Here is a 13,568-nt window from a genome sequence, read left to right on the forward strand (position 1 = left end):
ACTCCCCCCATAAACTGTTTCCGCCCATCCAACAACAAGGAGAAATCATGGCATTCACGAAGGACGAGGTCCTCGCTGGTCTTGCCGAGCTCGTCACCGACGAGACCGGTATCTCGGCCGACGAGGTCGCGCTGGACAAGTCGTTCACCGATGACCTCGACATCGACTCGATCTCCATGATGACGATCGTCGTCAACGCCGAGGAGAAGTTCGGCGTCAAGATCCCGGACGACGAGGTCAAGAACCTGAAGACCGTCGGCGACGCCGTCGACTTCATCGTCGCAGGCCAGGAGTAATTCCTTCGGCGTGCCGCAGCCGAACGCTGCGGCACGCCGCCCCTTCATGTCCCCCGCGGACCCAGGTCCCACCAGGACCGCCCCACGCTTTTCGCACAAACCAGGAGAGAGTGCATGACCAAGCGCATCGTCGTCACCGGAATCGGTGCCATCTCCGCGCTCGGCGCGACCGCCGAAGAGAACTGGAAGAACCTTCTCGCCGGCGTTTCCGGCGCCCGCACGCTCGAGCACGAGTGGGTGGAGAAGTACGAGCTTCCCGTGACGTTCGCGGCGGAGGCCGCCATCCGTCCCGAGGACGTCCTGCCCCGTCACGAGGCCAAGCGACTGGACCCCTCGTCCGCATTCGCCCTCATCGCCGCCCGTGAGGCGTGGGCCGACGCCGGCTCCCCCGAGGTCGCCCCCGAGCGCCTGGGCGTGGACTTCGCCACCGGCATCGGCGGCGTGTGGACGCTGCTGGACGCCTGGGACACGCTGCGCGAGAAGGGACCGCGCCGCGTTCTGCCGCTGACGGTCCCGATGCTCATGCCGAACGCCGCAGCCGGAAACCTCTCGCTGCAGTTCGAGGCACGCGCCTATGCGCGCACCGTGGTCAGCGCGTGCGCCTCCAGCACCGAGTCGGTCCTCAACGCCTACGAGCACCTGCAGGAGGGTCTGGCGGACGTGGTCATCGCCGGTGGCGCCGAGTCGGCGATCCACCCGATCACGGTGGCCTCCTTCGCCTCCGCCCAGGCGCTGTCGCGCCGCAACGACGACCCCGCGCACGCCTCGCGTCCGGGCGCGATCGACCGTGACGGCTTCGTCATGGGCGAGGGCGCCGCGGTTCTCATCATGGAGACCGAGGAGCACGCGAAGGCTCGCGGCGCGAAGATCTACGGCTACGTCGTCGGCGGCGGCGTGACAGCGGACTCGTACCACATCACCGGCAACGACCCCGAGGGCACGGGCGCGGCTCGTGCCGTCGAGCAGGCGCTGGCGATGGCCGGTGCGAGCGCCGACGAGGTCACCCACATCAACGCCCACGCGACCTCCACCCCGGTGGGAGACCCCAACGAGTACGTCGCCCTCAAGCGTGTCTTCGGCGACCGGATCGACGAGATCCCGGTTTCCGCGACGAAGGCGTCGACCGGTCACCTCCTGGGTGGCACCGGTGCGCTCGAAGCCGTGTTCACCATTCTCGCCCTGCGCGACCGGGTGGCCCCTCCCACGATCAACATGACCGAGCCCGACCCCGCCGTTCCGTTCCGGCTGTCCGGCGAGCCCCAGCCGCTGGGCGACGGCCCGCAGCTCGCGATCAGCAACTCGTTCGGCTTCGGCGGGCACAACGCCGTCGTCGCGTTCCGCAACGCCTGATCCGATGTGACGAAGCCCCGCCGGTGATCCGGCGGGGCTTCTGTCGTACTGGGCGAAGGATTCGTTTTCACAGGCTCCGGGAGCGGATCACCGGTTCCCGTTACTCGCGCCTCCTCCGCACATCCTGGTGGTGTCAGCCGTTCACCGATCGTCTCGGCGGCGGCTGACACCGAGCTTTCTATCCGACCTTGTGGAGCCAGATGACGGGCGACTCGTCGCTCGCCGCGCGGAACGGCTCCAGTTCCTCGTCCCAGGCGCTGCCCAGGGCGACATCCAGTTCCCGCTGCAGTTCGAACGCATCGCCGGCGGCGATCTCCATGGCATACCGGATGCGGTCCTCACCCAGCACGACATTGCCCGCGGTGTCGGTCTGCGCGTAGTGGATCCCGAGGTCCGGCGTGTGCATCCAGCGACCGCCGTCGCTGCGCGGCGTGGGGTCCTCGGACACTTCGTAGCGCAGGTGCTCCCAGCCGCGGATGGCGGTGGCGAGAGCGGCGCCGCTTCCCGCGGGCCCCTCCCAGTAGAACTCGGCACGACGCGCGCCGGTGAGCACCGGCTGGTCGGTCCAGTCGAAGTTGACGGCGCGCCCGAGGGCGCGACCGACCGCCCACTCCAGGTGTGGGCACAACGCGCGCGGCGCCGAGTGAATGTAGATCACTCCGCGCGCCTGTGGTGTAGCCACGATCTCTCTCCGTTTCGTCAGGTGCGTCTTCCCCTACGACCTGATCCGAGCGATCTGCTACGTGCTGTTCGTTTTGAGAATCATCTCAGTTGGATCACGAAATCACAAGCGTGTCATTTCGGGATCACCGCCGGCGCGGCTTGTCCTCACCGGCGGCGGGCGCATCGTGTGTCACGTCGACCCGATCGAGCCCGCGGTGCGTCGTCCAGATGAGCTCCTTGCCCTCGGCGGCGTGATGCGAAGCACGCACCGCCCGGTTGTCCGCCCAGCCGTTCAGCCGATGCCCGGCGTGGCCGCGTACATGCTGGAACTCGACATCATCGAGCCCGGCGGCCCGACGATCCTCCCGTGCCTGCATGAGCGCCTTGAGAATGTCGACGTTCTTGGTCGGCTGCTTGGACGATGTCTTCCAGCCGCGCCGCTCGTGCCCGTCCATCCACTTCGTGTAGGTGTCGATGGCGTACATCGAGTCGGCCTGGATCACGAGATGCTGCACGTGCTGGTGGTCCCTGATCGCGTAGAGCACGGCGAGGAGCTCACCGATGTTGTTGGTGCCGGCGGGGATCGAGCCGGCGGCCCAGTGGCCGTCCTCACCGACCCACGCCCATCCGGCGGGGCCCGGGTTTCCCTTGCACGCACCATCAGTGGCCACGGTGTACCGGTCGATCCTGGTCACGCTCATCCTTCCGGCGTGCTGGAATTCCACACGCCCCTCCATCCTCCCATCGTCAGCCGCCCAGTCCGATCCGACACCGACACGACACCCACAGCGGGTACGATCCCTGACGAACTGCCAGCGCCGCATCCCCGGAAAGGAGCAGGAGGTGAACGGAGCGTCCGATGGCCGCGTGCGGGAAGGCACCGCCGCGGAGGTCTTCGGTGTGTTCCTCACACTGGGTGCGACCTCCTTCGGCGGGCCGATCGCACACCTCGGCTACTTCAGAGCGGAGATCGTGCAGCGCCGGGCGTGGCTCGACGACGCGTCCTATGCGGACCTCGTCGCGCTGTGTCAGTTCCTGCCCGGTCCGGCATCGAGTCAGGTGGGCTTCGGGATCGGCCTTCACCGGGCGGGACTTCGCGGCGCCCTGGCCGCATTCGTCGCCTTCACTCTGCCGTCCGCGGCCCTCATGACGGCGTTCGCGTTCGGTGCGTCGCTGTTCGCGGGCACGATCGGGAGCGGGCTCCTGATGGGCCTGAAGCTCGTCGCAGTCGCGGTGATCGCTCAGGCGGTGCTGTCGATGGCGCGCACGCTGGCGCCTGACCCGACCCGCGCGACCATCGCCGCCCTCGCCGCAGCCGCCGCGCTGCTGCTGCCCGGCTCGTTCGGCCAGCTGGCGGCGATCACCGTCGGCGCGCTGGCCGGGTGGATGCTGTGCCGCACCACGGGCGGCGACGGGTCGTCGTCGCTCCACCTGCGCATTCCGCGCCGCCTCGGCATCGTCTCACTCGCCCTGTTCGCACTCGCGCTCCTTGGCCTTCCCGTCGTGGCGGGGGTCTCCGGCTGGAGCGGGGTGGCGTTCGTCGACGCCTTCTTCCGATCCGGATCCCTGGTGTTCGGCGGCGGCCACGTGGTGCTCCCGCTGCTGCACAGCGCAGTGGTCGACACCGGCTGGGTGTCGGAGGCGGACTTCCTCGCCGGGTACGGCGCCGCTCAGGCGATGCCGGGCCCGCTGTTCACCTTCGCAGCCTTCCTCGGCGCGCTCTCCCCCACCGGGCCGGGTGGCGTCCTCGGCGCGGTGGTCGCGCTGCTGTCGATCTTCCTGCCGGGATTCCTCCTGCTGCTGGGTGTGCTGCCGTTCTGGGAAACCCTGCGCTCACGCCCACGGGCACAGGCGATGATGCGCGGTGCGAACGCCGCGGTGGTCGGCGTTCTCGCCGCCGCGCTGTACTCCCCCGTATTCACGTCCGCGGTGACCGGCCCCGCGGAGTTCTGTCTCGCCCTGGTGTGCTTCGTGCTGCTCATCGCCTGGCGGACGCCGCCGTGGGTCGCGGTGATCGTGGGAGCCGTGGGCGGAGTGCTCATCGCCGTGGCGGGGTGATCGGGCTGCCCGCGCGCTCTCGCCTACAGTGAAGCCATGACTGTGCCCGAGTCCTCCTCCGCTGCGTCCGAGTCCGCCCCTCTGGGAGACGCGGAGGAGAACGCCACGAGCACCACGACGGCGAGCCCACCGACGGCGGACGAGATCCCCGTGACCGACCCGGAACCGCGCCGTCGACCTCGGTGGACCCGCATCGATCGCCCCTTCGCCTTCGGGTTCCTCGTGACGCTGGGCGCCCTCGCTGCGATCGTGCTGGGCGTCGCGTTGTCGAACCTCTCCACGATCCTCATCTACATCACCTTTGCGCTGTTCGTCGCCCTGGGCCTGGACCCCGCCGTGCGCGCGCTGGAGCGGCGCGGGCTCGCGCGCGCCTGGGCGGTCGTCATCGTGATCGCCGGTCTCGCCGTTGTGCTCGCCGTGATCGTGCTGGCGATCCTTCCGACCCTGATCGATCAGATCACCTCGTTCATCGCCTCCATCCCCGGCACCATCCAGGCGTTCCTCGCCAGCGACTTCTACGCCGCCCTGGAAGCCCAGTTCGGGGTCGGGCTCAACGATGTGATGACCGAAGTGCAGAAGTTCCTGAGCGACCCGTCTCGGATCGCACAGATCAGTGGCGGAGCCCTGCAGATCGGCGGGGCCGCGCTGCAGGTGGGCGCAGCGATCGCCAACGGGCTGTCCGGCGGCCTCATCGTGCTCGTGCTGACGCTGTACTTCCTGGCCACAATGCCGTCGATGAAGGCCGGGCTGCTGGCACTCGCCCCGGCACGGGATCGGCGAAGCATCGATCGTATCTCGACGCAGATCACCGATTCGGTGGGCGGCTACGTGATGGGAATGGTGTCACTCGCATTCATCAACGCGCTTCTGGTGCTCGTGGTCTACCTTGTGCTGAAACTGCCGTTCCCTCCGCTGATGGCGACGGTGGCCTTCCTGATCACGCTCATTCCGCTGGTGGGATCGCTGCTGTTCTGGGTGATCGGGACGGGAATCGCGCTGTTCACCTCACCGCTGCTGGCGCTGGTCTTCGCGGTCATCTACTTCGTGTACATGCAGGTGGAGGCATACGTGATCACCCCGCGCGTGATGAATCGAGCCATTGCCATTCCCGGATCTCTCGTGGTCATCGGCGCGCTGGTGGGCGGGACGCTGCTGGGACTGCTCGGCGCGCTCATCGCCGTGCCGGTGACCGCCTCGATCCTCATCATCATCACGCAGGTCTGGGTGCCGCGTCAGAACCGCAAGATCTGAGGCGAAACGGCTCACCGCCGGGACTCGCCCGCGGGGCCCCACGATCCTCGGCGATCTCAGGCGCGGTGGCGCGACCGGTAGACGGTGAGGGCCCGGCGCACGGATCGCACATGGAGCACGTCGGCGAGCTCGCCCACCTCACCGTCCCGCGCGATGCGTGTCGGCCCGTCGGGAAGCGTGATCTCCAGTTCCGGCGCGGACACCTCGTGGTACTGCCGCACCCGGCCCAGCTGGCCCGTGAGCGTGGCGAGCAATGCCACGATCCGCGAGCCCCGCGAGGAGACGTCGAGGATGCGGAGGTCGAGCAACCCGTCCTGCAGATCGTCCCGGCTGCTGGGCGCGAAGCCCTGCGGCTGATACTGGCCGTTGCCGAGGAAGAGCAGGCTTGAGTCGCGCGTTCGTCCGTCGACGGTCACCGCCACCGAACGGTTCTTCGACATCACCCGCCACCCTGCCACCAGCGCGGCCAGGGGCTTCCCGATCCGCTTCTCCAGCTTCTCCCTGATGCGCACGAAGTCGGTGTAGGCGCCGATGCTCGCGGTGTTGAGGAAGATCTCGTCGTTCGCGTAGGCCACATCCACTTTGCCCACCGTGCCGTGCTGGATGGCCTGGACCGTCCGGATGGCGGGGAAGGTCCCCACCGCTCGGGCGAAATGATTGAACGTGCCGGCGGGGAACACCGCAAGGGGCACGTCGTGATCCACCGCCGCCTGGGCCGCGGCGCGGACGGTGCCGTCGCCCCCGGCGACGGCGAGCACCTCGGCGTCCGCAGCCGCGGCAGCCATGACAGCGCGAACGTCGTCTTCGGGACGGAACTCCACGATGCGCATGCGCGGGAGACGTCGGCGCAGGCTCTCGGACAGTGCGGCACCGCGTCCGCTGTGCGAGGCCGGGTTCACCACCAGCGTCACACCCTCACCCGACGGGCGGGGCTCGACGTGATCCAGCTCCTGTGGCTGCGATCGCAGCGGGGAAGGGATCGGTGGCACGAGGCGCCGACCGATCGCGGCGACCGCGCTGCCGAGGACGAAGCCTGCGGCCACATCGGACGGATAGTGTGCGCCGGTCGCCGTCCGGGAGAAGCCCACGAGCCCGGCAAGCACCTGAAGCGGGACGCCGAGCGCGGGAAGCTCGGTGGACACGCCGGCGGCGAATGCCGCGGCACTCGCAGAATGGCCGCTCGGGAAAGACGAGGAGGCGGGCGCCCGGCGAGAGAGCCGCCCCAGGGGAATCAGTGTGCGCAGCGGGCGGTCGCGATGATGCAGACGCTTGGCCAGCTGGTTGGCGATGAGACTGGTGGCACCGAGCGTGACGACGCCGCGCAGCGCCGCCCGTCTCGCCCGGCTGCGACCCGTGAGGTACAGCCCTCCCGCGATGGCGAGCCAGAGGACGGAATGATCCGCGGCATTGGTGAGCTTGGGCATCCAGCGGTCAAGCACCGGACTGGGTGTGGAGGCCACCGCCGAGTAGACCGCTCGATCGAGCGCACGCACCTGCGCGGCCGTTTCCGCCGCCGCGCGGCGGAAACCGCCGCGTGACTTCCTCTGCCGCATCCGGACCTCCGCAGTCGACGCTACCGAAGGTCAGAGACACCCCGCACGGCCACGCCGTCAGCGTCGAGAGATCCGAGACCGAAAAGGGCGCGCGGAGGTCCCGCAGCGCTGTTCCCGGTCCGCCGTTGCAGAGCGGACCGGGAATCAGCGCCGTCTCACCGCGCGAGGCGCGCGAACGAGATCGGCAGCTTCGATCTCATGCCCGAGACCGGCGACGGGCGACGATCACACCGATCAGACCGACCGCGACGGCGAGAGCGCCCGCTCCGAGCGGGATGCTCACCGATGCGGCTCCTGTGACCGGAAGGTGCGGCCGCGGGCCTGATGGCGGGTTCGCCCCCGCCCCGGGGTGCGTCGGCGCCACACTCGTCGCGCTGCTGGTGGCAGTCGGCTGCGCAGTGGGCTGCGTCGTCGATGACGGTGTCGGGCTGCTGGTCGGTTCCGTCGTCGGCGTCGGTTCCGTCGTCGGCGTCGGCGTGCTCGTCGGTTCCGTCGTCGGCGTCGGTTCCGTCGTCGGCGTCGGCGTGCTCGTCGGCTCCGTCGTCGGCGTCGGCGTTGCGGTAGGCGTCGTCGTGGGATCGGCGGTCGGCGTGGGCGTGGACGTCGGCGTGCTCGTGGACGTCGGCGTGGGCGTCGGCGTCGGCGTGGGATCCGTCGTCGGCTGGACGATGGGCTTGTTCACGATGGCGCCGAGGTCCGTCGATGCGGATGCGATGGTGACGGGGCGTTGGGTGGCGTCCAGGACGTAGCCCTGCGGTGCAGCGGTCTCCGTGAGGACGTAGTCCCCCCAGTGCAGTCCCGTGACCAGCAGTTCGCCGTCGAGGGGGTTCTCGTCTCCTGCACCGTTGTCGACGACGGTGGTCGCCGTGCCACCCTGGGGCGTGAGCGTCCACTCGGATCCGGCGAGGGCGACTCCGTCGGGTGAAGTCTTTGTCCAGGAGAGCTGGCCGACAGGCTCCGTGACATCGATCGTCGCGATGTCGGTCGTGGCCTGGCCGTTGCAGTTCGCGTACACCGCACGGTAGCTGGTTGTGACCGTGGGGGCCACGTCGAGGGTGTCCGTGGTGGCACCGGCGATGTCGGTCCAGGGGCCGTCCGGGGTGGCAGAGCTCTGCCACTGCACGGTCGGGGCGCTGTCCCCGGTGGCCTGTGCGGTGAGGGCAGCCGTGTCGCCGCTGGTGATCGAGGTCGAGGCCGGGTGCTGGGTGATGCTCGGCGCGGTGCCGTAGACGAAGCCACCGGGGTAGGTCGCCGAGTCGGTGGTGTCGAACAGCGTCCAGCTGACCACCACGTCGACCGCGCCGCATCCGGGCGGGGTCTGCACCGTCCACGTGCCATCACCCTGGGTCAGGTTGATTCCCGCCACGCCACCGAAGGTGACACTCGTGATCACGACATCACGATTGAGGGGAACAGGCGCATAGTGGAGCGTTCCCAACCCCGAGCCGAGCTGACCGTAGTAGTTGTTTCCCCACACGTAGGTGTTGCCGTCGGAGCCCTGCGCGATGGCGTGGCTCGAGCCTCCGCCGATCGTCGTGAACGTGACGCCGGTCGGCATCTGCACGGGTCCGGGAACCGTCGTGTACGCCTGGTTGGTGGCCGTGCCGTTGCCCAGCTGACCGGAGCTGTTGCTGCCCCACGAGTATGCGATGCCGTCCGCGGTCAGCGCATAGGCCGTTCCCCCGGCGAGTCCGATGCTGGTGAAGGTGACCCCGGCGGGGACGGAAACAAGCACGGGCGAGTTGCGGTTGACGGTGCTGCCATCGCCCAGCTGTCCCTGGGTGTTGTTGCCCCAGGCGTAGACGTTGCCGTCGCTGCCGAGTACCAGCACAGCGCCGTTCGCCGCGATCGACGTCGCGGTCACCCCTGCCGGCAGGTGCGCACGAACCGGGGTGTAGCGGTCGACGTTGGTGCCGTCGCCCACCTGACCGAAGAAGTTGATGCCCCAGGTGTAGACCTCGCCGTCCGTGGTGAGCGCAGCACCACCGCGACTGCCCGCCTCGATCTGCGCGAAGGTGACACCCGCCGGCATCTGCAGCGGCACCGGCACGAGGCTGTCCTGCCACGAACCCGTCCCCAGATAGCCGACGCCCCAGCCATAGGCGCGGCCATCCGCCGTCAGCGCATACGAGGATCCTCCCCGGGCGCTCACCTGAGTGAACGTCACACCCGCCGGGGTGGGAACCAGCACGGGCAGGGAACTGCTGGTGGTGGACCCGATACCGAGCTGGCCGGAGCTGTTGCTCCCCCACGAGTAAATCTGTCCGTCGGAGGTGAGGGCAAGCACGTGGGCTTCACCGGCCGCGATGTCGGTGAAGCTCACACCGGCGGGAGTCGATACCGGCGCCGGAGTGGAATGGCTTGTTGTGGTGCCGTCTCCGAGCTGACCGGCGGCGTTGTCGCCCCAGGCGTAGACCACGCCATCGGAACCCAGCGCCACGGTGCCGTACGAGCCGCCGTCGACGATGGTGAAGTCAATGCCGATCGGGTACTGATCGGAGACCACGGTGCCGCCGGCGGTCGGGCCGCTCGTCGGGGAGACCGCTGCGGATGCGGCTGTCGCTCCCAGCGCGCTCATCGCAACGAGGATCAGGGTGGCCGTCGATATCCATCGAGCTCGCGGGCGTGTGATTCGTGTTTCTTTCATCGGGTGAAACACCTTTCGGAAGGGCGGCAGGACCGTAGTCGGGTGGGCATGCCTCGGGAAGTGAGACCCGCAGGTGGAGCGGGCCTCAGAGAACAAGACGCAGGACCTCGCCCGCCATGACGCGGTTCTTCTGTCATCCGGCGAATTCTCAGAAATGTGAGCGCTCCCGCCGACGGCTCGGTAGGATCGGAGTCCGCAGAAGCTTGGGGGATCTTCACGATGCGCACATCGCTGAAGCGCGTAAGCGCCATCACCGCACTCGCCATCGCCGTGCTCGGCGCCACCGCGTGCACACCCATGACATCGCCACGGGACGAACCCGCCGGGGCGAGCACAGCGACCGGCCCGACCGAGACTCCGGCACAGACGCTGATGGAGGCGTGCGACACCGTCACCGCAGAGTGGGGCCTGGCACTGGATCCCTGGCCCTCCGTCCAGGGACCCGACAACGACACCGGCGCCCGCAAGGACTTCGCTCTCGCTCAGACACGGCACGAGGCCATCGTCACGGAGCTTCACGCAGTCGCCGACAAGGTGACGGTGCCCGAGGTCCACGCTGCACTGGAGAAGACCATCAGCGCCCACCAGCAGTACATCGACGAGGTGTGGCCGGCGTTGATGGCCATCCCGGAGGGATACGTCGCAGACCCCAACGACCCCACGAACAAGATCTTCATGGTGTCGAAAGAGGACCTGAGGCTCAAGCAGGAGATGGCCGACGCCGATATGGAACGCTTCGATCTGTGCGGCCCGGTGAAGAACAGCCAGACCACCGCCCAGGCCTGCGAGATCGTTGACCAGGACTGGGTCGATGCCGCCACGAAGTACAACCAGGCATCGTCACTCATCGCGGCGGGCGACCTCACCGGAGGCCAGGAAGCGGGCGCCACCGCCCTGCATCAGATCAAGGCGGCGATGATCCAGGTCACCGTGCCCGAGGTGTTCGCCTCGCTCGACACGATGTACCAGGCCTACCAGGTCTATTACGAGGACGGCTTCCTCACCATGCCGACCACGGAGGAACTGGCCAAGCTCTCGCTGGATGAGCTTCACGCCGTGACAGAGAAGTACGACGGCCTCTTCCAGGACTGGGACGCGGCTCTCACCGCGGGTGAAGCGGACGTGAAGAGCCTCTGCAGCAGCGCCGGGTAGGCGGCCGCCGATGCGCGGCCCCAGCGATGAACGGTAGGGCGGGCGGGACTTGAACCCGCGAATCGTTGGGTTATGAGCCCACTGCCTTAACCAGCTTGGCCACCGCCCCGTATGCGATCAGCCTACCGGTCGCGGGTCAATGATCGGAGTGAGGGAACGGACGGTCGTGAGATCCGGCGACCGGCCGGGGCGCGGGATCCGCCGCGATGCCCGGATCCGATGCGTTCTCCACCAGATCATCGGTGCTGGGAAGATCCGCCGCGTCCGGTGCGTCGAATGACACCGCCGGCCCCGTGGGCTGCGGAGATGACGGCACCGACGCACTCGGCTCTCCCCCGCTGCCTCGCTGAATCGGCAGTTCCTGGCTCTCCTCGATCACCTGCGGATGGTAGCGGGTGAGGGCCACCACTCCGAACGTCGCGATTGCTCCGGCGATGCCGAAGCCGACGTAGATCCAGGTGGGAGCCGAAGTGGCCTCGCCCAGCACCAGCAGACCGATCAGCACCGCGACGATGGGATCCACGACGGTGAGACCGGCGATCACGAGGTCGGGCGGCCCGGACGCGTGGGCGGTCTGCACGAAGTAGCCGCCGAGCAGGGTCCCCGCCACGAGCGCGATGAGGCACACCAGCGTCAGCCACTCGAAGTCCTGCTCCTGGATGCGCTTCAGCACCACCTTGGCGAGGGTGGCCACGAATCCGTAGATGATGCCGGCACCCATGATGTAGAACAGCGCCTTCATGCGATTGCGCAGCAGCACCCAGAGGCCGCCGAGAACGATGATGACCACCAGGAGGATGCTCAGCACGGTGCCCAGCTGAGCATCGGTGACGGGCTTGTCCTCGGCGTACATCGCGGCGAGGAAAACGAAGAGGAAGGTGCCTCCGACGCAGAGGCCGATGGCGATCAGTGACTGCCGCGTCGGGGTGAACCCGGTGATGCGGGCGTTCAGCAGCGTCGTGATCACGAGAGCGACGGCACCGAGCGGCTGCACGACGATGAGGGGCGCGAGCCAGATGGCGGCGAGCTGACAGACGATCGCCAGCCCGAGCATCAGGGTTCCGACGATCCACGACGGACGCGTCAGCAGCTGCCCGAGCTGTCCGCGGCTGAGACCGGCTGCGGCGTCCTGACCGCTGAGCTTCTCCACCTTGGCGACGCCGCGGTGCTGGTACTGCGTACCCAGTGACATGAACACGGCGCCGGCGAGAGCGAGCGGGATCCCGAGGAGGATCTTCGGGTTCTGCAAGAAGCCAATGAGGTCGTTGACGTCTGGCGCGGCCGCAACAGTCCCCCACATCACCCCCTGAGCCTACCTGCTCGGCGCCTCAGACTAGGCTTCTGACGTGGCCGTACTTCCGATTCGCATCATGGGCGATCCCGTCCTGCACGCCCCCGCCTCCCCCGTCGGTGAGATCACCGACGATGTCCGCACGCTCGTCGCCGACATGTACGAGACGATGGACCTCGCCCCCGGCGTCGGGCTGGCGGCCCCTCAAGTGGGCGTAGCCCTGCGCATCTACGTCTACTCCTACGAGGACGATGAGGGGCAGCCCTGGCGGGGGGAGGTCATCAATCCCGAGCTGTGGATGATGCCCCTGGAGCCCGGCGCGCCGGATCCCGACGACGAATCGGAGGGGTGCCTCTCCGTTCCCGGCGAGCGGTTCCCGCTGCGTCGATCGGAACGTGTGCGCGTCACCGGCACCGACCTCAACGGCGACCCGGTCACCATCGACGTGAGCGGGTGGCGGGCACGGATCATGCAGCACGAGTTCGACCACCTGGACGGCGTGCTGTACGTGGATCGCATCGACGACGGAGACTGGAAGACCGTCCAGAAGATCGCCAAGAAGCGCGGATGGGGTCGCACCCTCACCAGCTGGACGCCCGGGGTCGACGGCTTCGAGTCCTGACCGGCGGCCGGTCGTCGTCAGAATTACCGCTCTAAGCAGACGCTCAGGTAACATTTTTTCATCCACCGGACTCGCACCCGGTGTTCTGCACGCGCACTCTCTGTCCCGGATGGTGCGCTCCATCATCCTGTGGGGAGAACGCATGAAGACCACCGCAGCGCGCCGCACTCTGGCCGCAGCTTTCGCCATCGCCGCCGCTGTCAGCCTGACCGGCTGCAGCATGTTCGCACCGAGCGCCACGCGCGACGAGGACGGCGCCATCTCGGAGGCCGGCCAGCAGGACGCCTTCAGCCTCAAGGTCGGCGACTGCCTGCTTGCGCAGGAAGCCACCACGATCACCGAGGTCCCGGCCGTGCCGTGCGACCAGGAGCACGACGAAGAGGTCTACTTCCTCTTCGACATGGAGGGTTCGGACTTCCCGGGCGACGACGCGATCACCGCGGCTGCCATGGAGAAGTGCGAGGCCGAGTTCGCGACGTACGTCGGCCTCGACTCCGAGACCTCGATCTACGGCTGGTACCCGATCACCCCGACCACCGAGTCGTGGGAGCAGGGCGGGGACCGCGAGGTCGACTGTGTTGTGTACGCCGACGACCTGTCCAAGATCACCGGTTCGCTCAAGGGCATCAACCAGTAAGACGCAACGATGAAGGCGGTCGGGGTCCTCGGACTCCGACCGCCTTCA

The 13,568-nt window shown here is 68.2% G+C and carries 12 protein-coding genes and 1 tRNA gene; 7 read left to right on the plus strand and 6 right to left on the minus strand.

The features are described 5' to 3' along the window. Positions 1-47 precede the first annotated feature (47 nt). Positions 48-296, plus strand: a complete 249-nt coding sequence (locus LQ566_RS04200; RefSeq protein ID WP_231090329.1) for an acyl carrier protein — start codon at positions 48-50, stop codon at positions 294-296. A gap of 114 nt (positions 297-410) precedes the next feature. Then, the gene (locus LQ566_RS04205; RefSeq protein ID WP_231090330.1) at positions 411-1,646 is read left to right on the plus strand and encodes a beta-ketoacyl-[acyl-carrier-protein] synthase family protein; all 1,236 of its coding nucleotides are present in this window, start codon (positions 411-413) and stop codon (positions 1,644-1,646) included. 178 nt (positions 1,647-1,824) lie between these two features. Here LQ566_RS04205 and LQ566_RS04210 read toward each other — a convergent pair whose 3' ends face one another. After that, complete coding sequence (locus LQ566_RS04210; protein ID WP_231090331.1) at positions 1,825-2,328, minus strand: DUF3145 domain-containing protein; 504 nt, start codon at positions 2,326-2,328, stop codon at positions 1,825-1,827. 124 nt (positions 2,329-2,452) lie between these two features. Next, positions 2,453-3,004, minus strand: a complete 552-nt coding sequence (locus LQ566_RS04215; protein WP_231090332.1) for a ribonuclease H family protein — start codon at positions 3,002-3,004, stop codon at positions 2,453-2,455. Positions 3,005-3,152: 148 nt separating this feature from the next. Here LQ566_RS04215 and chrA point away from each other — a divergent pair, with 148 nt between their 5' ends. Beyond that, positions 3,153-4,367, plus strand: coding sequence for a chromate efflux transporter (gene chrA / locus LQ566_RS04220; RefSeq protein WP_231090333.1), 1,215 nt, complete (start codon positions 3,153-3,155; stop codon positions 4,365-4,367). A gap of 36 nt (positions 4,368-4,403) precedes the next feature. Then, complete coding sequence (locus tag LQ566_RS04225) at positions 4,404-5,618, plus strand: AI-2E family transporter (RefSeq protein ID WP_231090334.1); 1,215 nt, start codon at positions 4,404-4,406, stop codon at positions 5,616-5,618. Positions 5,619-5,674: 56 nt separating this feature from the next. Here the strand turns inward: LQ566_RS04225 and LQ566_RS04230 are convergent, their stop codons facing one another. Continuing rightward, the gene (locus LQ566_RS04230) at positions 5,675-7,171 is read right to left on the minus strand and encodes a bifunctional phosphatase PAP2/diacylglycerol kinase family protein (protein WP_231090335.1); all 1,497 of its coding nucleotides are present in this window, start codon (positions 7,169-7,171) and stop codon (positions 5,675-5,677) included. 196 nt (positions 7,172-7,367) lie between these two features. Continuing rightward, positions 7,368-9,749 (minus strand): SpaA isopeptide-forming pilin-related protein, encoded by a 2,382-nt coding sequence (locus tag LQ566_RS04235; protein WP_231090336.1) that lies wholly within the window; start codon positions 9,747-9,749, stop codon positions 7,368-7,370. A gap of 288 nt (positions 9,750-10,037) precedes the next feature. On the opposite strand from LQ566_RS04235, the gene LQ566_RS04240 reads away from it, so the two are divergent. Then, entirely contained in the window at positions 10,038-10,970 is a 933-nt protein-coding gene (locus LQ566_RS04240) for a hypothetical protein (protein ID WP_231090337.1), read from the plus strand. 34 nt (positions 10,971-11,004) lie between these two features. Here the strand turns inward: LQ566_RS04240 and LQ566_RS04245 are convergent. Both LQ566_RS04245 and LQ566_RS04250 read right to left on the minus strand, forming a co-directional pair. After that, positions 11,005-11,079: transfer RNA gene (locus tag LQ566_RS04245), tRNA-Ile, on the minus strand. Positions 11,080-11,106: 27 nt separating this feature from the next. Next, positions 11,107-12,270 carry a DMT family transporter gene (locus LQ566_RS04250; protein ID WP_231091373.1) on the minus strand — a complete coding sequence of 388 codons (1,164 nt, stop codon included), beginning with the start codon at positions 12,268-12,270 and terminating at the stop codon, positions 11,107-11,109. A gap of 46 nt (positions 12,271-12,316) precedes the next feature. Between LQ566_RS04250 and def the strand changes: the two genes are divergently transcribed. Then, the gene (gene def, locus LQ566_RS04255; RefSeq protein ID WP_231090338.1) at positions 12,317-12,883 is read left to right on the plus strand and encodes a peptide deformylase; all 567 of its coding nucleotides are present in this window, start codon (positions 12,317-12,319) and stop codon (positions 12,881-12,883) included. Between the two features lie 142 nt (positions 12,884-13,025). Further along, the gene (locus LQ566_RS04260) at positions 13,026-13,520 is read left to right on the plus strand and encodes a septum formation family protein (protein WP_231090339.1); all 495 of its coding nucleotides are present in this window, start codon (positions 13,026-13,028) and stop codon (positions 13,518-13,520) included. The last annotated feature ends 48 nt before the right edge of the window (positions 13,521-13,568 follow it).

Source organism: Microbacterium nymphoidis (assembly GCF_021044885.1).
GTDB classification, from domain to species: Bacteria; Actinomycetota; Actinomycetes; order Actinomycetales; family Microbacteriaceae; genus Microbacterium; species Microbacterium nymphoidis.